Annotated in this window: 14 protein-coding genes; 12 read left to right on the top strand and 2 right to left on the bottom strand. The window is 72.4% G+C overall.

All coding sequences use genetic code 11. The annotated features are described in order from the left end of the window. Nucleotides 1-8: 8 nt before the first annotated feature. From AC2RP6_RS12530 to hflX, 5 genes are all read left to right on the top strand, one after another. Nucleotides 9-521 (top strand): hypothetical protein, encoded by a 513-nt coding sequence (locus tag AC2RP6_RS12530; RefSeq protein ID WP_486450312.1) that lies wholly within the window; start codon nt 9-11, stop codon nt 519-521. 53 nt (nt 522-574) lie between these two features. Further along, nucleotides 575-1450, top strand: coding sequence for a diaminopimelate epimerase (gene dapF, locus AC2RP6_RS12525; RefSeq protein WP_486446312.1), 876 nt, complete (start codon nt 575-577; stop codon nt 1448-1450). A gap of 139 nt (nt 1451-1589) precedes the next feature. Further along, nucleotides 1590-3671 carry a RelA/SpoT family protein gene (locus AC2RP6_RS12520; RefSeq protein WP_486446311.1) on the top strand — a complete coding sequence of 694 codons (2082 nt, stop codon included), beginning with the start codon at nt 1590-1592 and terminating at the stop codon, nt 3669-3671. Nucleotides 3672-3881: 210 nt separating this feature from the next. After that, nucleotides 3882-5381 carry a M1 family metallopeptidase gene (locus AC2RP6_RS12515; RefSeq protein WP_486450311.1) on the top strand — a complete coding sequence of 500 codons (1500 nt, stop codon included), beginning with the start codon at nt 3882-3884 and terminating at the stop codon, nt 5379-5381. Nucleotides 5382-5514: 133 nt separating this feature from the next. Next, nucleotides 5515-7020, top strand: coding sequence for a GTPase HflX (gene hflX, locus AC2RP6_RS12510; protein WP_486446310.1), 1506 nt, complete (start codon nt 5515-5517; stop codon nt 7018-7020). 103 nt (nt 7021-7123) lie between these two features. Here hflX and AC2RP6_RS12505 read toward each other — a convergent pair whose 3' ends face one another. Further along, nucleotides 7124-8293, bottom strand: coding sequence for a trypsin-like serine peptidase (locus AC2RP6_RS12505; protein WP_486446309.1), 1170 nt, complete (start codon nt 8291-8293; stop codon nt 7124-7126). Between the two features lie 295 nt (nt 8294-8588). Here AC2RP6_RS12505 and AC2RP6_RS12500 point away from each other — a divergent pair, with 295 nt between their 5' ends. The 5 genes from AC2RP6_RS12500 (at nt 8589) to AC2RP6_RS12480 (ending at nt 17090) form a co-directional block, all read left to right on the top strand. After that, a complete protein-coding gene (locus AC2RP6_RS12500) occupies nt 8589-9926 on the top strand; it encodes a diaminobutyrate--2-oxoglutarate transaminase family protein (protein WP_486450310.1) in 1338 nt (445 codons plus the stop codon). Nucleotides 9927-10153: 227 nt separating this feature from the next. Continuing rightward, entirely contained in the window at nt 10154-12370 is a 2217-nt protein-coding gene (locus tag AC2RP6_RS12495) for an IucA/IucC family protein (protein ID WP_486450309.1), read from the top strand. A gap of 32 nt (nt 12371-12402) precedes the next feature. Further along, nucleotides 12403-13110 (top strand): GNAT family N-acetyltransferase, encoded by a 708-nt coding sequence (locus AC2RP6_RS12490; RefSeq protein WP_486446308.1) that lies wholly within the window; start codon nt 12403-12405, stop codon nt 13108-13110. 98 nt (nt 13111-13208) lie between these two features. After that, nucleotides 13209-15065, top strand: a complete 1857-nt coding sequence (locus tag AC2RP6_RS12485; protein WP_486446307.1) for an IucA/IucC family protein — start codon at nt 13209-13211, stop codon at nt 15063-15065. Between the two features lie 54 nt (nt 15066-15119). Continuing rightward, nucleotides 15120-17090 carry an ATP-dependent DNA helicase gene (locus AC2RP6_RS12480; RefSeq protein WP_486446306.1) on the top strand — a complete coding sequence of 657 codons (1971 nt, stop codon included), beginning with the start codon at nt 15120-15122 and terminating at the stop codon, nt 17088-17090. Nucleotides 17091-17195: 105 nt separating this feature from the next. On the opposite strand, the gene lexA is transcribed toward AC2RP6_RS12480, so the two are convergent. Next, nucleotides 17196-17990 carry a transcriptional repressor LexA gene (gene lexA, locus AC2RP6_RS12475; RefSeq protein ID WP_486446305.1) on the bottom strand — a complete coding sequence of 265 codons (795 nt, stop codon included), beginning with the start codon at nt 17988-17990 and terminating at the stop codon, nt 17196-17198. 472 nt (nt 17991-18462) lie between these two features. Between lexA and nrdR the strand changes: the two genes are divergently transcribed. Both nrdR and AC2RP6_RS12465 read left to right on the top strand, forming a co-directional pair. Then, nucleotides 18463-18975, top strand: coding sequence for a transcriptional regulator NrdR (nrdR, locus tag AC2RP6_RS12470; RefSeq protein WP_486446304.1), 513 nt, complete (start codon nt 18463-18465; stop codon nt 18973-18975). 145 nt (nt 18976-19120) lie between these two features. Beyond that, on the top strand, nt 19121-22012 hold the full coding sequence (locus AC2RP6_RS12465) for a vitamin B12-dependent ribonucleotide reductase (protein ID WP_486446303.1): 2892 nt from the start codon (nt 19121-19123) through the stop codon (nt 22010-22012). The last annotated feature ends 181 nt before the right edge of the window (nt 22013-22193 follow it).

Genomic DNA, 22193 nt, shown 5'->3' with positions numbered 1-22193 from the left:
GCGTGGCGATGGAGGCCGGCCCTCGTGACACTGGGCGGGACGACACCCGGCGGGAAGCGGATCCGATGCTTCTCGGCGGGACCGACGGATCCGCGGGCCTCGGGCTGCCCGCCGACCCGGCACGGCTGACCCCCGACGGTCCGGACGCCCCGGACACCGCCGAGGCCGAGGCGGCCGCCGGACCCGAGTTCGAGGTCGAACTGCGACCGCAGCGCCGCCTGCGCGTCTGGCAGATCGCCCCCATCGTGATGCTCGCCGCCGCCGGCTCGCTGATGTTCGCCTTCCCCCTCGCCTTCGAGTTCGGTGACGGCGGAGCCGTCGTCGCCATGCTCGGCTTCCTCATCAGCTGCTGCGCCGGCGGCTGGGGCATGATGGCCGCGCGACGGGTCGGCTACACCTGGCCCGGGCTCCCGGTCCGCGGGAGCGGCCGCCGCCCGGACTGGCGCATGGCCGCGCTGTACGCCGTGGTCGCGCTGGTCGTCGTAGGCCTCGCCGTGTACCGGGTGGCCCGGCTCCGCTGACCGCCCCTCGGACGGTCCGGCCCCTCTGAGCTGCGGCTGGGTACGATGGCCGGGTGACGCAGACCACCCTCTCCTTCCTCAAGGGCCACGGCACCGAGAACGACTTCGTGATCGTCCCGGACCCGGACAACGCCGTCGAGCTGCCCGCCTCCGCCGTCGCGAAGCTCTGCGACCGGCGCGCCGGCCTCGGCGCGGACGGTGTGCTGCACGTCGTCCGGTCCGCGGCGCACCCGGAGGCGGCGCACCTGGCCGACGAGGCGGAGTGGTTCATGGACTACCGCAACAGCGACGGCTCCGTCGCGGAGATGTGCGGAAACGGCGTGCGCGTCTTCGCCCGCTACCTGCAGTACGCCGGCCACGTCGAACCGGGCGACCTCGCCGTCGCCACGCGCGGCGGCGTCAAGCACGTCCACCTCGACAAGGCGGGCGACGTCACCGTCTCCATGGGACGCGCGGTGCTCCCCGAGGGCGACGTCACCGTCAGCGTCGGATCGCGCAGCTGGCCCGCCCGCAACGTGAACATGGGCAACCCGCACGCGGTCGCGTTCGTCGAGAGCCTCGACGACGCCGGAGACCTCTTCACCGCCCCGCCGTTCAGCCCGGCGTCCGCCTACCCGACCGGTGTCAACGTCGAGTTCGTCGTCGACCGCGGCCCCCGGCACGTCGCCATGCGCGTCCACGAGCGCGGCTCCGGCGAGACCCGCTCCTGCGGCACCGGCGCCTGCGCCGTCGCCGTGGCCGCCATCCGCCGTGACGGTGCGGACCCCGCCACCACCGGCGAACCGGCGACGTACACCGTCGACCTCCCCGGCGGAACGCTCGTCATCACCGAACACCCCGACGGACGGATCGACATGACCGGCCCGGCCGTGATCGTGGCCGCCGGTGAGTTCGACGCGACCTGGCTCACCGAAACGGCTTTCTCCTGAAGCTTCCCTCTAATGGGTGATCCGTTTCACGCTGTGCGAGAGGTGGACTGCGCCACGTGGTGGGGTCGGTAACATCAGGCACCGGCCCTGAGGGCGCACCCATGCCCGCCACCGCCGGTCGAAGCCGCCGGAGGTGCCCATGAGTGCAGAGGCCACGAACCCCGAAGCACACCCCGAAGCGCGCCCTGAGCTCCGCAGACGGGGCCGGAGCAGGATCGATCTGCGTCGGCTCGGGCGCGCGGCGCTCCTCGGCCCGACGTCCCGGGACCGCCTCCCGGACGCGATCGGCCACGTCGCGGAGGCGCACCGCGCCCACCATCCGGACGCCGACATGTCCATTCTCCGGCGCGCTTATCTCCTCGCGGAGAGCTCCCACCGCGGCCAGATGCGGAAAAGTGGTGAGCCGTACATCACACATCCGCTCGCCGTCACCCTGATCCTCGCCGAACTGGGCGCCGAGACCACCACCTTGACGGCCTCGCTGCTCCACGACACCGTCGAGGACACCGACGTGACCCTCGATCAGGTCCGGGCGGAGTTCGGCGACGAGGTCTGCTTCATCGTCGACGGCGTCACCAAGGTCGAGAAGATCGACTACGGCGCCGCCGCCGAACCGGAGACCTTCCGCAAGATGCTCGTCGCCACCGGCAACGACGTCCGCGTGATGTCCATCAAACTGGCCGACCGACTGCACAACATGCGCACCCTGGGCGTGATGCGCCCCGAGAAACAGGCCCGCATCGCCAAGGTCACGCGCGACGTCCTCATCCCGCTCGCCGAGCGGCTGGGCGTGCAGGCCCTCAAGACCGAACTGGAAGACCTCGTCTTCGCGATCCTGCACCCCGAGGAGTACGAGAGCACCCGCGCCCTCATCGCCGCCCACGCCGGCGAACGCGATCCGCTGCCCGGCATCGCCGACTCCGTACGGAGCGTCCTGCGCGAGGCGGGCATCGGGGCCGAAGTGCAGGTCCGGCCGCGCCACTTCGTCTCGGTGCACCGCATCGCCCGCACACGCGGGGAACTGCGCGGCTCCGACTTCGGCCGCATCCTCGTCCTCGTCGGCGAGAACGCCGACTGCTATGGCGTCCTCGGCGAGCTGCACACCTGCTTCACCCCCGTCGTCTCGGAGTTCAAGGACTTCATCGCCACCCCGAAGTTCAACCTGTACCAGTCCCTCCACACCGCCGTCGCCACGCCCGAGGGATACGTCGCCGAGGTCATCGTGCGCACCCGCCAGATGCACCGCGTCGCCGAGGCCGGCGTGGTGGCGCTCGGCAACCCGTACGCCACCGCGACACCGGACGCCGCGGCCGACCCGGACGAGGAGCGGGTGGACCCGACCCGGCCCGGCTGGTTGTCCCGGCTGCTCGACTGGCAGCAGTCCGCCCCCGACCCCGACACCTTCTGGACCGTGCTCCGCGCCGAGCTGGCACAGGACCGCGAGATCACCGTGTTCCGGGCCGACGGCGGCACCCTGGGCCTCCCGGCCGGAGCCAGCTGCATCGACGCGGCCTACGCGCAGCACGGCGAGGCCGCCCACGGCTGTATCGGCGCCCGCGTCAATGGGCGCCTCGCCTCCCTGTCCTCGCCGCTGTCCGACGGGGACACCGTCCAGCTGCTCCTCGCCCAGGACGCCTCCTCCGGACCGGCGGTCGAGTGGCTGGACCACGCCCGCACGCCCGCCGCCCGCATCGCCATCAGCAGCTGGCTGGAGGCCCACCCCGACCGCGCCATGGCCACCGACACGGCCGCCCGGGCGCCCCTGTCGGTGGTCGGGGCCCGCGGCGGCGGGGCCAACGCCGTCGCCGACCTGCCGGACGCCACCGTACGGCTCGCCGGGTGCTGCACCCCGGTGCCGCCGGACGCGGTCGCCGGCTTCCTCGTCCGCGGCGGCGCCGTCACCGTGCACCGCGTCCACTGCGCGGCCGTGGCCCAGATGCGGGCCGTGGGGCGGACCTCCGTCGCCGTGCACTGGCGGGCGACCGCGGACTGCCGGGTCACCCTGCTCGCTGAATCGTTCGGCCGCCCCCATCTGCTGGCGGACCTGACCGAGGCCATCGCCCACGAGGGCGTCGAGGTCGTCTCCGCCACCGTGGAGCCCCCCGTCGAGGGCCGGGTCCGGCACACCTACACCCTCCAGCTCCCCGACGCGGCCGGGCTCCCCGCCCTGATGCGCGCGATGCGGGACGTCCCGGGCGTCTACGACGTCAGCCGGGCGTAGCAGGCACAGGAGGCGCAGCGGGCGCGCGGGCTGCGGGCGCGCGGGCCGCGGGCGGGCGGGCCGGAAGGCGGGCTCGCGTGCCGGCGCGGACCCGGGGTCTGCGGACGGTCCCCCGGGGGCCTCGCCCGTACGGCGCCGGAAGGTCCCGTTCGGGTGGACGTGGCGCGCGTCGTGCACGGCCCCGCGGCGGGCGCTGGTAAGCGGTGGTGGATGCAGCTCTCCTCCCCCCGCCTGCGCGCCGCCCTGCTCGCCGCGGCCTCCCTCACCCTCGTCGCCGCGGTCCTGCCCCCGCCGAAGCCCCTGGGCATCGGCGACCGGCTCTTCCCCGAGCTGGGGAACCCCGGCTACGACGTCCTCTCGTACGACCTGTCCTTCACGTACAAGGACAACAAGAGCCCCCTCGACGCGGTCACCGTGATCGACGCCCGCGCGACGGCGCCGCTGGAGCGGATCAACCTCGACTTCACGCACGGGACCGTGGCGTCCGCCGAGGTCAACGGGGAGCCCGCCCGGTTCGAGAGCGTGGGGGAGGACCTCGTACTGACCCCCCGGCGCGCGGTGGCGGACGGCGGCCCGCTGCGCATCACGGTCCGGCACACCAGCGACCCGCGCGGCCGCGCCGACGGCGGCTGGGTGCCCACCGAGGACGGCCTGGCCATGGCCAACCAGGCGGACGCCGCCCACCGCGTCTTCCCCTGCAACGACCACCCCGCCGACAAGGCCCTCTTCACCTTCCGGATCAGCGCGCCCACCGGGCTCACCGCCGTCGCCAACGGCTACCAGGTCGCCCCGGCCCGGCGCACGGGCGCCGCCACGACGTGGACGTACCGCACCCGGCACCCCATGGCCACCGAGCTGGCCCAGGTCTCCGTGGGCCGCTCCGCCGTCGTGCACGGGACCGGACCGCACGGGCTGCCCCTGCGCGACGTGGTGCCCGCCGCCGACCGGCAGCGGCTGGACCCGTGGCTGAAGAAGACCGCCGGCCACATCGCGTGGATGGAGGAGCGGGTCGGCCGCTACCCCTTCGAGAACTACGGGGTGCTGATCGCCCGGGCGACGACCGGCTTCGAGCTGGAGACGCAGACCCTGTCGCTCTTCGAGAGCAGCCTGTTCTCGGGTGACGGCTACCCCGAGTGGTACGTCGAGTCGGTCATGGTCCACGAGCTCGCCCACCAGTGGTTCGGCGACAGCGTCAGCCCCCGCACCTGGTCCGACCTGTGGCTCAACGAGGGACACGCCACCTGGTACGAGGCCCTGTACGCGGACGGGCTCGGCAAGTACTCCCTGGAGCGGCGCATGCGCGAGGCGTACCAGCGCTCCGACCAGTGGCGGGCGGCGGGCGGCCCCCCGGCCGCACCGAAGGCCGCCGCGCCCGGCGAGAAGATCGGGCTGTTCCGGCCGGTGGTGTACGACGGCTCCGCGCTGATCCTGTACGCCCTGCGGCAGGAGGTCGGCACCGAGGCCTTCGACCGGATCGAACGGCGCTGGGTGGCCCAGTACCGGGACGGGATCGCGGGCACCGCCGACTTCGTACGCCTGGTCTCGCAGGAGGCGGGCCGCGACCTCGGGGCCTTCCTGGAGCCGTGGCTGTACGGGGCGAAGACCCCGCCCATGCCGGGCCACCCCGAGTGGAGCGCCCCGGCGCCGGACGGGGCGCCGGGCAAGGCCGCGACGGGCAGGGCGGCCGTGCCCGGCGGGAAAAGGGTGTGACCGCCGAGGAACGGGCATGTCACCATCGACGGGTCCGTTCGGGGAATCCCCGGGCGGTGTGACACGTTGGACGAGACAGCCACCGTGTCCCCGCCAGGCGCGACACCGCTATTCGAATCGACGTAAGGATCCAATGACCTCCTCTTCTTCCCCTTCCCAGGACGCGCGGGACGCACAGGACGTGCGTGACTCGCAGAGCTTCACCGAGAGCCTTCGGGCCGATGCCCTGATGGAAGAGGACGTCGCCTGGAGCCACGAGATCGACGGAGACCGGGACGGCGACCAGTTCGACCGTTCCGAGCGCGCGGCCCTGCGCCGTGTCGCCGGCCTCTCCACCGAGCTCGAAGACGTCACCGAGGTCGAGTACCGACAGCTCCGCCTGGAGCGCGTCGTCCTCGTCGGTGTCTGGACCTCCGGAACGGTGCAGGACGCGGAGAACTCCCTCGCGGAGCTCGCCGCCCTCGCCGAGACCGCGGGCGCTCTCGTACTGGACGGCGTGATCCAGCGCCGTGACAAGCCGGACCCGGCCACCTTCATCGGTTCGGGCAAGGCCCGCGAGCTGCGTGACATCGTCATGGAGAGCGGCGCCGACACCGTCGTCTGCGACGGTGAGCTCAGCCCCGGCCAGCTCATCGCCCTCGAAGACGTCGTCAAGGTCAAGGTGGTCGACCGGACCGCCCTGATCCTCGACATCTTCGCCCAGCACGCCAAGTCCCGAGAGGGCAAGGCGCAGGTCGCCCTCGCGCAGATGCAGTACATGCTGCCGCGCCTGCGCGGCTGGGGTCAGTCGCTGTCCCGGCAGATGGGTGGCGGCGGCGGTGGCGGCATGGCCACCCGAGGCCCCGGTGAGACCAAGATCGAGACCGACCGGCGACGGATCCGCGAGAAGATGGCGAAGATGCGCCGGGAGATCGCGGAGATGAAGACCGGCCGCGACATCAAGCGGCAGGAACGGCGCCGCAACAAGGTGCCCTCGGTCGCCATCGCCGGCTACACCAACGCGGGCAAGTCCTCGCTGCTCAACCGCCTCACGGGCGCGGGCGTGCTGGTGGAGAACGCCCTGTTCGCCACCCTCGACCCGACCGTGCGCCGGGCCGAGACGCCGAGCGGCCGGATCTACACCCTGGCCGACACGGTCGGATTCGTCCGGCACCTGCCCCACCACCTCGTCGAGGCGTTCCGCTCCACGATGGAGGAGGTCGGCGACTCCGACCTGATCCTGCACATCGTGGACGGTTCGCACCCGGCGCCGGAGGAGCAGCTGGCGGCGGTCCGCGAGGTCATCCGCGAGGTCGGCGCGGTCAACGTGCCCGAGATCGTGGTGATCAACAAAGCCGACGCCGCGGACCCGCTCGTCCTGCAGCGGCTGCTGCGCATCGAGCGGCACTCCATCGCCGTCTCGGCGCGGACGGGCACGGGCATCGAGGAACTCCTCGCGCTCATCGACTCCGAGCTGCCGCGCCCCGAGGTCGAGGTGGAGGCCCTCGTGCCGTACACCCGCGGCTCGCTGGTCGCCAAGGCGCATGCCGAGGGCGAGGTGATCTCCGAGGAGCACACCCCGGAGGGCACCCTCCTCAAGGCGCGCGTCCACCAGGAACTGGCGGCCGACCTGGCGCCCTACGCGCTGGCGAAGCAGTGACTCGGGCCGAGCCCTGACGACCGGCCGGCAGTAACACGGGCCGAGCCCTGACGACCGAGGGCCCCCTGCGATGCGCAGGGGGCCCTCGGTCGTCGGCGACCGGCTACTTGAACTTGTTGCTGACCGCGGTGAAGATGCCCTTCGCCTCCGGTCCCAGCCGCGGGCCGGCCAGCCAGCCCGCCTTGGCCGGGCCGATCGAGGTGTTGGACACCAGGGCCGGCCTGCCGTCGGCGCCCGCGGCGACCCAGCCGCCGCCGGAGGCGCCACCGGTCATCGTGCAGCCGATGCGGTACATGACCGGCTCGTTCGCCCTCAGGGTCAGCCGTCCCGGCCGGTCCGTGCACTGGAAGGCCTTCTGGCCGTCGAACGGCGCGGCGGCCGGGTAGCCCGTTGCCGTCAGGCTCGCGACCTTCGGCACGGCGGGCGCGGCGAACTCCACCGGGAGCGCCGAACCGACGGTCTCCTCAAGGGACTTGCCCTTGCCCTTCTCGGGCGTCACGTGCAGCACGGCGAAGTCGTACGGGGCGCCCGCGCCGCCGGTCGGACCACCCGTCGCGATCCACTGGTCGGACGTCTGCGCCCAGTCGCTCCACCACACGCCGAACGGGGCCACCTGGTCGCGGGGCGCGCCCTTCAGCTGCGCCGACGGCTTGCCCGCGTTGTTGTAGGAGGGCACGAAGGCGATGTTGCGGTACCAGCCGCCCGCCTTGCCCGCGTGCACGCAGTGGCCCGCTGTCCAGACCATGTTCGACTTGCCCGGGTGCGCGGGGTCCTTGACCACGGTCGCCGAGCAGACCATCGAGCCCTCGGGGCCGTCGAAGAAGACCTTCCCGGACTCCGGAACGCTCTGGTGGTACGGCGCGGCGGCCGGCTTGGCCGCCACCGGAGCCGGGGTCGGGTCGGTGACGCCCTGGTCCTTGCCCGCGTCCGGGTCGACGGACGGGCGCTGCGGCTGCTCGGCGTCACGCATGCGGTCCGGGTCCCACAGGTCCTCGATGATCGGGTTTATGTAGTCGCCCGCTTCGCGCAGCCAGTCCTCCTGCTTCCAGTTCTTCCACTCACCGCCCTTCCACTTCTCCAGGTCGATGCCGCGTTCCTTGAGCTTTTGCTTGAGCTGGTCCGGGATCTTGATCCCGTCCGTGTTCGGCAGGCTCGCCGCCACGGTCGGCTTGGCGTCGGCGCCGGCCTCCCCGTCGCCGGGGCCGCAGGCGGCGGCGGTCAGCACGAGGGCGGCCGCGCACAGCGTCGCGGTGACCGGTCGGTTCGGTCGCATGTCGTTCGTCCCCCTGGAGGTTCGAGGCGTTGGAGTGGAGCCCCCCACTATGCCGCTGCCGCCGAGGACGACACAGCCCGGGTCAGCGGTTCCTTTTGCTCATTCTTTGAGTACAAGGATCTTGGCCCCACCCGTGATCCGTCGCCGTCACCGTCGTTGGTACGTACGGGGGATGGGGGGAGCGTCCGTGTTCGAAACGCAATCCGTCAGTGAAATCAGTGCGGGAGGAGCGACACTCGTGGCATTCACCGAGCCGGCCGGGGCGGCCGCCGCGACACAGTCCCCGCCGCCCGACATGCCGCCGGCGGAACCCCAAGTGCCGCCGCAGACCGGCCGAACGGCGCGCCACGACGGCATCCTGCGCCGGCAGGCGCAGCGGGAGTCCGCGGCCCGGACGTACGCCCGCTCCCTGCCCATCGTCCCGGTGCGGGCGCGCGGGCTGACCATCGAGGGCGCCGACGGCCGGCGTTACCTCGACTGCCTCTCCGGCGCCGGTACCCTCGCGCTCGGACACAACCACCCGGTGGTCCTGGAAGCCGTCCGCGGCGTCCTCGACTCGGGTGCGCCGCTGCACGTCCTGGACCTCGCCACACCGGTCAAGGACGCCTTCACGACCGAGCTGTTCGCCAACCTCCCGCCGGCACTGGCCGCCGACGCGCGCATCCAGTTCTGCGGTCCCGCCGGCACGGACGCAGTGGAGGCGGCCCTCAAACTGGTCCGCACCGCGACCGGCCGCTCCGGACTGCTCGCCTTCACCGGGGCCTACCACGGCATGACCGCCGGTGCCCTGGAAGCGTCGGGGGGCGCCGCCGACGGCCGGGTGACCCGGCTTCCCTACCCGCAGGACTTCCGCTGCCCGTTCGGCGTCGGCGGCGCCGAGGGAGCCGAACTCGCCGCACGCTGGACGGAGAACCTGCTCGACGACCCCAAGGGCGGCATCCCCCTCCCCGCCGGCCTGATCGTCGAACCCGTGCAGGGCGAGGGCGGGGTCCATCCCGCCCCGGACGGCTGGCTGCGCCGCATCCGCGAGATCACCGCGTCGAGGGGGATCCCCCTCGTCGCCGACGAGGTCCAGACGGGCGTCGGCCGGACCGGGGCCTTCTGGGGCGTCGACCACGCCGGTGTCGTGCCCGACGTGATGGTCCTGTCCAAGGCGATCGGCGGCAGCCTTCCCCTCGCGGTGATCGTGTACCGGTCGGAGCTGGACGTCTGGGCACCCGGCGCCCACGCGGGAACCTTCCGCGGCAACCAGCTCGCCATGGCCGCAGGCACCGCCACGCTGGCCTTCGTCCGCGAGAACCGGCTCGCGGAGCGCGCCGCCGTCCTCGGCGACCGGATGACAGCGGCCCTGCGCGGCCTGGCAGCGGACGAGCCCTGCATCGGCGACGTCCGGGGGCGCGGCCTGATGATCGGCCTCGAACTCGTCGACCCCGACACCGGGGCCGCCGCACCGGCCCTCGCCTCCGCCGTCCGCCAGGAGTGCCTCGAACGCGGCCTGATCGTCGAACTCGGCGGCCGCCACAGCGCCGTGGTCCGGCTGCTCCCACCGCTGACCCTGACCGACGAACAGGCCGCGGCGGTCCTCGACCGCCTGTCCGACGCCATCCCGGCAGCCGCCCGCCGGACCCGCTGACCCGCACCGGAGGCCCCGCGATGCCCGAGCCGCACCCGTCCACCCCGAGCACCCCCACCGCCCCGAGCACCCCCACCGCCCCGAGCACCCCCACAGCCCCGGGCACCCCCCTCCCGCCCTCCGCTTCCTTCGGCACCACCCCTCCCGCCACGCCTACCGCGCCCTTCACCCAGGCCCCAACGGTCCAGCCCAACCCCTCCCCGGAGAGCGCGGCTTCCCCCACCGCTCTGCCCGCGACCACCCCGGAGGGGCCGGCTCACCCGCAGCCACGGCCCGCCGAGGCCCGGACGGCGTCCCCGCGCCCCGAGCCCTCGGCCACCGCCCCGGGACGGCCGGCACCGGCGTCCGCCGCCGACCCGGTACGCGACACCGCCCCGGCGCAGCCGCCCGCCGGTACCGCACCGGCAGCCACCCCGCCCCGCGGCGCGGAGCCCGTTCGGGCCACCGGCCCGCACACCCCCGAGGCCGCTCCGGCCGCCGGGCATCACGCCGACGCCGACGCCCGCACCGACGCCCGCACCGACGCCGGCCTTGACGCGGCCGAGGCCGCGCGCCCGCCAGCCCCGGAGGCCACCGCCGGCGGGCCGTCCCCGCAGGCCGCAGCGGCCGACGCCGGGGCGACCGCCACCGTGCCGCGGCAGAAGGACGGTACGGCCCGAGCCCGCACCGGCCGGACCGCTTTCGTCCGACCGGAGCCCGCCGCCGGACCCGACCCCCTGGACCACCCCGACCCGGCCCTCGCCGCCGAAGCCGCGGCGGTGGAGAACCTCCTCCGGTGCTGGATCCGCGAGTCCGGACTCCACCGCCCCCTCGGCCCCACCGGCAGTCCGCTGCGCATCCCCCTTCCCGCCTCCGGCACCGCCGTGCTGGTCGGTGTCCGCCACTGGTCCCCTGCGGGCTGGCACCGCTTCGGCCCCGCCCGCCTCGAAGGCACCGCCGCCACCGCGCCCTGCCTGGACGCCGTCACCCTCGCCGCGCTCATCGCCCGCGAGGGCGCGGGCGACGGCCGCGGCAGCTCCGACCTCGTCGGCCGGGTCGCCGACTCGGTGCGCCGTACCACCGAGTTCATCGCCGACCGGAGAGAACGTCCCACCGCCCCGGCCCCCGCCTGCCTGGACCGCTTCCTCACCGCCGAACAGTCACTCCTCCTCGGCCACCCCCTCCAGCCGGACCCGAAGAGCCGCGAAGGACTCTCCGAGACCGAGGCCCGTCACTACTCGCCCGAACTCCACGGCTCCTTCCCCCTGCACTGGTTCGCGGTCGCCCCCACCGCACTGGCCACCGAGTCCGCCTGGACCGAACGCGGCCGCCCCGTCTCCGCGCCGCAACTCCTCGGCCGCCTCGCCCCCGGACTTCCGCTGCCCAACGGCACCACCCCCCTTCCCCTGCACCCCTGGCAGGCCCGCGAACTCCTCCAGCGCCCCGCCGTCACCGCACTGCGCGACGCGGGACTCCTGCACGACCTGGGCCCGCACGGGGAGGCCTGGTACCCGACCTCCTCCGTCCGCACCGTCCACCGGCCGGGCGCCCCCGCGATGCTGAAGCTCTCCCTGGGCCTGCGGATCACCAACTCCCGCCGCGAGAACCTCCGCAAGGAACTCCACCGGGGCGTGGAGGTCCACCGGCTGCTCCGCACCGGCCTCGCCGAACAGTGGCAGGCGGCCCACCCGGGCTTCGACATCGTCCGCGACCCGGCCTGGGTGGCCGTGGACGCCCCGGACGGTACCCCCGTCCCCGGCCTCGACGCCCTGCTCCGTCACAACCCCTTCCGCTCGGGCGACGACGCCGTCTGCATCGCCGCGCTCACCTCCCCGCGCCCCTGGCCCGGCCGGACCACCATGAGCTCCCGGCTCGCCGAGATCGTCACCGGTCTCGCCGCCGCCACGGGGCACACCACCTCGGCCGTGGCCGCCGAGTGGTTCCTGCGCTACCTCGACCACGTGGTCCTGCCGGTCCTCGCCTTCGACGCCCTCGCAGGCATCGCCCTCGAAGCGCACCAGCAGAACACGCTGGTCCTCCTCGACCCGGCCGGCTGGCCGACCGGCGGTCGCTACCGCGACAACCAGGGCTACTACTTCCGCGAATCCCGCCGCGCCGAACTGGACCGACGGCTCCCCGGCATCGGCGGCCGCAGCGACACCTTCGTCTCCGACGCCGTCACCGACGAACGCTTCGCCTACTACCTCGGCATCAACAACGTCCTCGGCCTCATCGGCGCCTTCGGCTCCCAGCGACTCGCCGACGAACGCGTCCTCCTCGCCGCCTTCCGCCGCTTCCTCGCCAAGGCCGCGGGCCTCGGCCCGCTCCCCGCCCGGCTGCTCGACTCGCCCACCCTGCGCTGCAAGGCGAACCTCCTGACCCGCCTGGGCGGTCTCGACGAGCTCGTCGGCCCCGTCGACACCCAGTCCGTCTACGTCACCATCACCAACCCCCTTCACGATTGACGCGTCGGCGCCCGACGCGGAGAAGAGCCCCGATGCGCCTCACGGACCCCGCCGCCGACCTCGCCGGACCCCGCCACGACGCCCTGGACCCGGTCGAGGTCCCCGGCGCGCGCCGGCACGCCCCCGCACCACGTCTCAACGCCGACCTGCTGCCCCTGCTCGCCGAGGCCGACCTCCTCGATTCACCGGCCACCTGGGGCAGCGTCGCCACACGGGCCGGAGCCTTCCGCCTCGAACCCGTACGGCCGGGCCGGGACCTGGAGCTCCTCACCGCGTGGATGAACGACCCCGACGTGGACGCCTACTGGGAACTCGCCGGCTCCGCCGCCGTCACCGAGGCCCACCTGCGGTCCCAGCTCGACGGCGACGGCCGGAGCATTCCCTGCCTCGGCCTCCTCGACGGCACGCCGATCAGCTACTGGGAGATCTACCGGGCCGACCTCGACCCGCTCTCCCGGCACTACCCGGCGCGCCCCCACGACACGGGTATCCACCTGCTCATCGGAGACGGCACGAACCGGGGACGCGGGCTGGGCACCGCCCTGCTCCGCGCCGTCACCGAACTCGTCCTCGGCAACCGCCCCCGCTGCACACGCGTCGTCGCGGAACCGGACATCCGCAACACCCCCTCCGTATCGGCCTTCCTCAGCTCAGGCTTCCGCTGCCATGCGGAAATCGACCTCCCCGAGAAGCGCGCCGCCCTGATGGTCCGGGAGCGGGTGCTGCGCAATCTCCTCTGATCGCCGCCCCGCACGTCCCGACCGTCGTCGTCGCTCCGCACCTCTCCCTTGGAAAACTCTGCGCCGCGCAGCAAAGTTCCCGATCTTCGAGGAGTTCCGTGCCGAATCTTCCCGCAGCCCCCGGCCCGACGGATCCGGTCCTGCCGCCGTCACCGCAAGCCCTCTGCACTCCGCCCGAACTCACACGTCCGACCTGGGACTTCGCCGCCCGTCGGCTCCTCGCCAAGATGCTCGCCGAATTCGCCTACGAGGAGATCGTCCGCCCCGAGCCCGCGCCGGCCGCCGCCGGTGACGCATGGACCCTGACCCTCGACGACGGCAGCGGCCTCGGCTTCCGCGCCCGCCGTCGTGCGTACGGCAGCTGGCACGTCGCACCGGACACCATCACCCTCACACCGGCCCCGCCCGCGCCGCCCGCCCCGGTCGCCTTCGGGGACCCGTACGACTTCCTCGTCCGCGCCCGCAGCCTCCTGGGCCTCGACGGAGCCACCCTCGGCCACCTCGTCCGCGAGCTGAGCGCCACCCTGGCCGCCGACGCCCGGATCGACCACACCGCCCTCACCGCCGACGTCCTCGCCGACCTCGACTACGCCGCCCTCGAAGGCCATCAGACCGGGCACCCCTGGCTCGTCCTCAACAAGGGCCGCATCGGACTGTCCTCCTCCGACACCGCCGCCTGGGCCCCCGAGGCCCGCAACCGCCAGCGCCTGCCCTGGCTCGCCGCGCGCACCACCCTCGCCGCCTACCGGGGCACCGCCGGGCTGGAGGACCCCGCCCGGCTCTACGCCGCGGAACTCGACCCCGCCACCCGCGCGGCCTTCGACCAGAGCCTGCGCGACCGCGGCCTGGACCCGCTGCGCTACCTCTACTTCCCCGTGCACCCCTGGCAGTGGGACGAGGTCGTCGTCCCCCTCTTCGCCCCGGCGCTCGCCTCCGGCGACCTCGTCCCGCTCCCCGCCGACCCGGACGTCCGCCTGCCACAGCAGTCGATCCGCACCTTCCTCAACCTCAGCCGTCCCGACCGGCACAGCGTCAAACTCCCGCTGTCCGTCTTCAACACGATGGTCTGGCGCGGACTGCCCTCCGACCTCGCCCTCGCCGCCCCAGCCGTCACCGCCTGGATCCACTCCCTCCGCGAGGCCGACCCCTTCCTGCGCGACGAGTGCCGGGTCGTCCTGCTCGGCGAGGTCGCCTCCGTCACCGTCCGCCACCCCGTCTACGACCGGCTGCCCGAGGTCCCGTACCAGTACAAGGAGCTCCTCGGCGCGATCTGGCGCGAGCCGCTCACCGGCCTGCTCGCCGCGGGGGAGCGCGCCCGCACGCTCGCCTCGCTGCTCCACACCGACCCGCGCGGCCGGTCCTTCACCGCCGAGCTCGTCGCCCGCTCCGGCCTGACCCCCACCGTCTGGCTCCGGCGCCTCTTCGCCGCAGTCCTGCCACCGCTGCTCCACTTCCTCTACCGCTACGGCACCGTCTTCTCCCCGCACGGCGAGAACACCGTCGTGATCTTCGACGAGCACGACGTGCCGGTCCGGCTCGCCGTCAAGGACTTCGTGGACGACGTCAACATCACCGACGAGCCGCTGCCCGAGCTGGCCTCCGTGCCCGCCGAGGTCCGGGCCGTCCTGCTCACCGAGCCCGCCGACTTCCTGCCGCAGTTCATCCATTCCGGTCTGTTCGTCGGAGTCTTCCGCTACCTGTCCGCGCTCTGCGAGGACCGCCTCGGCGTCCCGGAGGGCGATTTCTGGTCGCTCGTCCGGGCCGAGATCATGCGCCACCAGGCGCGCTTCCCGGAGCTGAAGGACCGCTACGAGCTCTTCGACCTGCTCGGCGAGCGCATCGTACGGCTGTGTCTGAACAGGAACCGGCTCTACGAGGACGGCTACCGCGACCGCCCCGACCGCCCGCACGCCGTGCGGTACGGCACCGTGTCCAACCCCCTCCACCGGCCATGAATCCCCGCCGGTGTGCGCCCGGTGTCAGCGGGGCCCCGTAGGGTTGGCAGTGCTATGACGAAGCCCTCCCTCCCCGACCTGCTGCACGCCGCCGTCTCCGCCGTCGGCGGCACGGAGCGCCCCGGCCAGGTGGCCATGGCCGAAGCCGTCGCCGAAGCGATCGACGAGAACTCCCACCGGCTCATCCAGGCGGGTACCGGCACCGGTAAGTCCCTCGGCTACCTCGTGCCGGCCCTCGCCCACGGCGAGCGGGTGGTCGTGGCCACCGCCACCCTCGCCCTCCAGCGGCAGCTCGTCGAGCGTGACCTGCCCCGGACGGTGGACGCACTGCATCCGCAGCTGCGCCGCCGGCCGCAGTTCGCCATGCTCAAGGGCCGGTCGAACTACCTGTGCCTGCACCGTCTGCACGAGGGCGCCCCGCAGGACGAGGAGGAGGGCCTCTTCGACCAGTTCGAGGCGGCCGCCCCGACGAGCAAGCTTGGCCAGGACCTGCTGCGCCTGCGCGACTGGGCAGACGAGACCGAGACCGGCGACCGCGACGACCTGACACCGGGTGTGTCGGACAAGGCCTGGTCGCAGATCTCCGTCTCCTCCCGGGAGTGCCTGGGCGCGACGAAGTGCGCGTACGGTGCGGAGTGCTTCGCCGAGGCCGCGCGTGAGCGGGCCAAGCTCGCGGACGTGGTCGTCACCAACCACGCCCTGCTGGCCATCGACGCCATCGAGGGCGCGCCGGTGCTCCCGCAGCACGAGGTGCTCATCGTGGACGAGGCCCACGAGCTGGTCTCCCGGGTGACGGGCGTCGCCACCGGTGAACTCACCCCCGGGCAGGTCAACCGGGCGGTCAAGCGTGCCGCCAAGCTGGTCGACGAGAAGACCGCGGACGCCCTGCAGACCGCGTCCGAGTCCTTCGAGCGCGTCATGGAGCTGGCGCTCCCGGGCCGCCTGGAGCAGGTGCCCGAGGACCTGGGCTACGCCCTGATGTCCCTGCGGGACGCCGCGCGCAACGTGATCTCGGCGATCGGCGCGACCCGCGACAAGTCCGTCCACGACGAGGACGCGGTCCGCAAGCAGGCCCTGGCGGCGGTGGAGAGCATCCACGGGGTGGCGGAGCGGATCACGAACGGCTCCGAGTACGACGTCGTCTGGTACGAGCGCCACGACCGCTTCGGCGCCACCCTCCGGGTCGCGCCGCTGTCGGTGTCCGGGCTGCTGCGCGAGAAGCTCTTCGAGGACCGTTCGGTGGTCCTTACCTCGGCCACCCTGAAGATCGGCGGCGACTTCAACGGCGTCGCCGCGTCCATGGGACTCTCCCCGGAGGGCGTCGAGGGGGACGACGTGCCCCAGTGGAAGGGCCTGGACGTCGGTTCGCCCTTCGACTACCCGAAGCAGGGCATCCTCTACGTCGCCAAGCACCTGGCCACGCCGGGCCGTGAGGGCACCCGCGGCGACATGATGGACGAGCTCGCCGAACTGATCGAGGCGGCGGGCGGCCGTACCCTCGGGCTGTTCTCCTCCATGCGCGGCGCCAAGGCGGCCGCCGAGGAGCTGCGCGGCCGGATCGACCACCCGGTCCTGCTCCAGGGCGAGGAGACGCTCGGCGAACTGATCAAGGCCTTCGCCGCCGACCCGAAGACCTGCCTGTTCGGGACGCTGTCCCTCTGGCAGGGCGTGGACGTGCCCGGCCCCAGCTGCCAGCTGGTCGTCATGGACCGGATCCCCTTCCCGCGCCCGGACGACCCGCTGATGAGCGCGCGCCAGAAGTCGGTGGAGGAGCACGGCGGGAACGGCTTCATGGCCGTCGCCGCCACGCACGCCGCTCTGCTGATGGCGCAGGGCGCGGGCCGGCTCGTACGGGCCACGGGTGACCGGGGTGTCGTGGCGGTCCTCGACCCCCGCCTGGCCACGGCCCGGTACGGGAGCTTCCTGCGGGCCACGCTGCCGGACTTCTGGTACACCAACGACCGCAACCAGGTCCGCCGCTCGCTCGCCGCGATCGACGCTGCCGCCCGGGCCGACGACAAGTAGCCCCCGCGACGTGCGCGGGAGCGGCGGCGCAGGGCGCCGCGGGGAACGAAACAACCCCCGGGACCGGCGCAGTGGGTCCCGGGGGCTGGCTAGGGAGGGGCGGGGTCAGACGCGGCGCAGCACGGCGACGACCTTGCCGAGGATGGTCGCCTCGTCGCCGGGGATCGGCTGGTAGGCGGCGTTGTGCGGGAGGAGCCAGACGTGGCCGTCCTCGCGCTTGAAGCGCTTGACGGTGGCTTCGCCGTCGAGCATCGCGGCGACGATGTCGCCGTTCTCGGCGACGGGCTGGCGGCGGACGGTGACCCAGTCGCCGTCGCAGATCGCGGCTTCGATCATCGAGTCGCCGACGACCTTGAGCACGAAGAGCTCACCGTCCCCGACGAGCTGCCGGGGGAGCGGGAACACGTCCTCGACCGACTCCTCGGCGAGGATGGGGCCGCCGGCTGCGATCCGGCCGACCAGGGGGACGTAGGAGGCGGCGGGCTTCCCGGTCGTGTCGGTGGGCTGCGAGCTGGGCTGGTCCGAGCCGCGGACCTCGTAGGCCCTGGGCCGGTGCGGGTCGCGGCGCAGGAAGCCCTTGCGCTCCAGGGCCATCAGCTGGTGTGCCACCGACGACGTGCTGGACAGACCCACGGCCTGGCCGATCTCCCGCATCGACGGCGGGTAACCCCGGCGCTGCACGGAGTCGCGAATGACCTCGATGACCCTCCGCTGCCGGTCCGTGAGCCCGGAGCTGTCGGCGCGGATGCCTGGAGGTCGACCTGGCAGCGAGCGTGCGGGGCGCACTGCGGCCTCCGCGTCCGGGTTCAGGTTTGCGTCGTTCATGGCATGCACCGGATCGAGTCGGCTCTGGGAGCGGTTCTGGGTAGTGATGGCGGCACTGTCTGCGGTGGTGGTCACGTCGGTCGGCCCCTCTCGAAATGTTCTCCCTAGCTGGACAACGGTAGTTGCTTTCGAAAGGTTGCGCCAAACACACGTTCGAGTGAAAAATCGCAGATCGCCCTGCGTGGGTGAATCGCGAGGTGTATGGGCGATCGGATCGACGAACGCGGGTTCGGTCCGTGTCCCGGTGCTTACGGTACCCTTCCCGGTCGTGACGCCGCCGTCGGGCCGTGGCCCAGTGTGGCACCCGAGGCCCTCGTATCCGGGTATCGGACGCCGCGACACGCAGAGGTGTCCAAATCCGCCGCAACCCAAGATCTAGTGGTTGGATGAGCGCGGCCGCCTAGAAGTTGTGGTCCCTGGGTCCGCTGAGGCTCCCGGGATCGCATATGCTGGTGGCTGCTCCGCGAGCCCCCGACAGAGCGCGACTTTGTCGTTCAGGGGCTCCGTGGGGTGATTCAGTCGTGCCGAGAAGGAGGGTGAGGGAACCATGCACTGCCCCTTCTGCAGGCACCCCGACAGCCGCGTCGTCGACAGCCGCACCACGGACGACGGCACGTCGATCCGTCGGCGCCGTCAGTGCCCCGACTGCTCCCGTCGCTTCACGACGGTGGAGACGGCCTCGCTGATGGTGATCAAGCGCAGCGGGGTGACCGAACCCTTCAGCCGTACCAAGGTCATCTCCGGCGTGCGCAAGGCGTGCCAGGGGCGGCCGGTCACCGAGGACGCCCTCGCCAAGCTCGGCCAGCGGGTCGAGGAGGCGGTGCGCGCCACCGGGAGCGCCGAGCTGACCACCCACGACGTGGGTCTGGCCATACTCGGCCCCTTGCAGGAACTCGATCTGGTCGCGTACCTGCGCTTCGCGTCCGTTTACAAAGCGTTCGACACCCTCGAAGACTTCGAGACCGCCATCGCGGAGCTCCGCGTGCCGCGGCCTCACCCCGAAGAGTGCGAGCAGGGCGGGACCGCTCCGGTCCCCGTGCCCGCCTCCGCCGCCGACTGACCGGGCTGCCCGCGGCGCGGTGCTCGGGCACCGGGTCGCGGCCGGTCGGCCGTGCGAAGAGACGTAGATACAGAGACACAGCACTGTGCCGCGGAATATCGCTGGCACTTTAGGGCGTTTTTGCCCGCATATGGGAGGCAGCGGCATGACAGAGACGGCGAGCAGCTCGGCACGTGGTTCCCGCGCCAAGGGGACCAAGGCCGCCAAGGGCGGCCTGCGGATCGAGCGCATCCACACCACCCCCGGCGTGCACCCGTACGACGAGGTGAACTGGGAGCTTCGTGACGTCGTCATGACCAACTGGCGCGACGGCTCGGTCAACTTCGAGCAGCGCGGCGTCGAGTTCCCCGACTTCTGGTCGGTGAACGCGGTCAACATCGTCACCAGCAAGTACTTCCGTGGCGCGGTCGGCACCCCGCAGCGCGAGACCGGTCTGAAGCAGCTGATCGACCGGATCGTGAAGACCTACACGAAGGCCGGCGAGGACCACGACTACTTCTCGTCGCCCGCCGACGCGGAGATCTTCGAGCACGAGCTGACCTACGCCCTCCTGCACCAGATCTTCAGCTTCAACTCCCCGGTGTGGTTCAACGTCGGTACGCCGCAGCCGCAGCAGGTCTCCGCCTGCTTCATCCTGTCCGTCGACGACTCCATGGAGTCCATCCTCGACTGGTACAAGGAAGAGGGCATGATCTTCAAGGGCGGCTCCGGCGCCGGCCTGAACCTCTCCCGCATCCGCTCCTCCAAGGAACTCCTCTCCTCCGGCGGCAACGCCTCCGGCCCGGTCTCCTTCATGCGCGGCGCCGACGCGTCCGCCGGAACGATCAAGTCGGGCGGCGCCACCCGCCGCGCGGCCAAGATGGTCGTCCTGGACGTGGACCACCCGGACGTCGAGGCCTTCATCGAGACCAAGGTGAAGGAGGAGGAGAAGATCCGCGCCCTGCGCGACGCGGGCTTCGACATGGACCTGGGCGGCGACGACATCACCTCCGTCCAGTACCAGAACGCCAACAACTCCGTCCGCGTGAACGACGAGTTCATGACGGCCGTCGAGAACGGCACCGAATTCGGCCTGCGGGCCCGCATGACCGGCGAGGTCATCGAGAAGGTCGACGCCAAGGCGCTCTTCCGCAAGCTCGCCGAGGCCGCGTGGGCCTGTGCCGACCCGGGCATCCAGTACGACGGTGTGATCAACAACTGGCACACCTGCCCCGAGTCCGGCCGCATCACCGCGTCCAACCCCTGCAGCGAGTACATGCACCTGGACAACACGTCCTGCAACCTCGCCTCGCTGAACCTGATGAAGTTCCTGAACGACGACGGCAAGGGCGACCAGTCCTTCGACGCCGAGCGCTTCGCCAAGGTCGTCGAGCTCGTCATCACCGCGATGGACATCTCGATCTGCTTCGCGGACTTCCCGACGCAGAAGATCGGCGAGAACACCCGGGCCTTCCGCCAGCTGGGCATCGGCTACGCCAACCTCGGCGCCCTGCTCATGGCCACCGGCCACGCGTACGACTCGGACGGCGGCCGCACCCTCGCCGCCTCGATCACCTCGCTGATGACCGGTACCGCCTACAAGCGCTCCGCCGAGCTGGCCGCCATCGTCGGCCCGTACGACGGCTACGCCCGCAACGCCGAGGCGCACAAGCGCGTCATGAAGCAGCACGCCGACGCCAACGCCGTCGCGCCGCGCACCGACGACCTGGACAACTCGATCTGGGCCGCGGCCACCGAGGCCTGGCAGGACGTCCTGCGCCTCGGCGAGAAGAACGGCTTCCGCAACTCCCAGGCCTCCGTCCTCGCGCCCACCGGCACCATCGGCCTCGCGATGTCCTGCGACACCACCGGTGTCGAGCCGGACCTGGCCCTGGTCAAGTTCAAGAAGCTCGTCGGCGGCGGCTCGATGCAGATCGTCAACGGCACCGTCCCGCAGGCCCTGCGCCGCCTGGGCTACCAGGAGGAGCAGGTCGAGGCGATCGTCGCCCACATCGCCGAGCACGGTGTGGTCGTCGACGCCCCGGGCCTGAAGACCGAGCACTACGAGGTCTTCGACTGCGCCATGGGCGAGCGCTCCATCTCCGCGATGGGCCACGTCCGGATGATGGCCGCGATCCAGCCCTGGATCTCCGGCGCGATCTCGAAGACGGTCAACATGCCGGAGTCGGCGACCGTCGAGGAGATCGAGGAGATCTACTTCGAGGCGTGGAAGCTCGGCGTCAAGGCGCTCGCGATCTACCGCGACAACTGCAAGGTCGGCCAGCCCCTCTCCGCCAAGAAGAAGGAGGAGGAGAAGGAGGAGGTCACCGCCAAGACGGAGGAGACCATCCGCGCCGCCGTCGAGAAGGTCATCGAGTACCGCCCCGTCCGCAAGCGCCTCCCGAAGGGCCGCCCGGGCATCACCACCTCCTTCACGGTGGGCGGCGCCGAGGGCTACATGACCGCGAACTCCTACCCGGACGACGGTCTGGGCGAGGTCTTCCTGAAGATGTCCAAGCAGGGCTCGACCCTCGCGGGCATGATGGACGCCTTCTCCATCGCCGTCTCCGTCGGCCTCCAGTACGGCGTTCCGCTGGAGACCTACGTCTCGAAGTTCACGAACATGCGCTTCGAGCCGGCCGGTATGACGGACGACCCGGACGTGCGGATGGCGCAGTCGATCGTCGACTACATCTTCCGCCGCCTGGCGCTGGACTTCCTGCCCTTCGAGACCCGCTCGGCCCTCGGCATCCACACGGCCGAGGAGCGTCAGCGCCACCTGGAGACCGGCTCCTACGAGCCGCTCGAGGAGGAGCTGGACACCGAGACGCTGGCCCAGTCCGCCCCGCTCGCCGCGGTGCCGTCCGCCCCGAAGCCGGCCCCGGTCGCCGTCCCGGCCCCGGAGCGCAAGACGGCCCACAGCAGCGCCGAACTGGTCGAGATGCAGCTCGGCGTCTCCGCCGACGCCCCGCTCTGCTTCTCCTGCGGCACCAAGATGCAGCGCGCCGGCTCCTGCTACATCTGCGAGGGCTGCGGCTCCACCAGCGGCTGCAGCTGATACCCGGCACAGCGGCGCCGACGCGCCGTGACTGACCGTGGTCCACGAAGGGGACCGGCCCGTGGCCGGTCCCCTTCGCGCGTCGGCGGTCGGTGGGGATGCGGCGGGCGGGCGAAAAGCAGGTTGGCCGCAGGGCGGTCATGGCGATCATTGTGCGGGGCGCGCACGTGCCCCGGCCCGG

This window comes from Streptomyces sp. WAC03905, from assembly GCF_057371075.1.
Note: the sequence above shows the minus strand (reverse complement) of the source record. Positions and strands in the feature narration are given on the sequence as shown.

Coding starts and splice junctions, on each gene's coding strand:
- AC2RP6_RS12480 (WP_486446306.1), top strand. CDS start 15,120: ATGACGAAGCCCTCCCTCCCCGACCTGCTGCACGCCGCCGTCTCCGCC.
- AC2RP6_RS12520 (WP_486446311.1), top strand. CDS start 1,590: ATGAGTGCAGAGGCCACGAACCCCGAAGCACACCCCGAAGCGCGCCCT.
- AC2RP6_RS12515 (WP_486450311.1), top strand. CDS start 3,882: ATGCAGCTCTCCTCCCCCCGCCTGCGCGCCGCCCTGCTCGCCGCGGCC.
- nrdR (WP_486446304.1), top strand. CDS start 18,463: ATGCACTGCCCCTTCTGCAGGCACCCCGACAGCCGCGTCGTCGACAGC.
- AC2RP6_RS12490 (WP_486446308.1), top strand. CDS start 12,403: ATGCGCCTCACGGACCCCGCCGCCGACCTCGCCGGACCCCGCCACGAC.
- hflX (WP_486446310.1), top strand. CDS start 5,515: ATGACCTCCTCTTCTTCCCCTTCCCAGGACGCGCGGGACGCACAGGAC.
- AC2RP6_RS12505 (WP_486446309.1), bottom strand. CDS start 8,293: ATGCGACCGAACCGACCGGTCACCGCGACGCTGTGCGCGGCCGCCCTC.
- AC2RP6_RS12530 (WP_486450312.1), top strand. CDS start 9: ATGGAGGCCGGCCCTCGTGACACTGGGCGGGACGACACCCGGCGGGAA.
- AC2RP6_RS12465 (WP_486446303.1), top strand. CDS start 19,121: ATGACAGAGACGGCGAGCAGCTCGGCACGTGGTTCCCGCGCCAAGGGG.
- AC2RP6_RS12500 (WP_486450310.1), top strand. CDS start 8,589: ATGCCGCCGGCGGAACCCCAAGTGCCGCCGCAGACCGGCCGAACGGCG.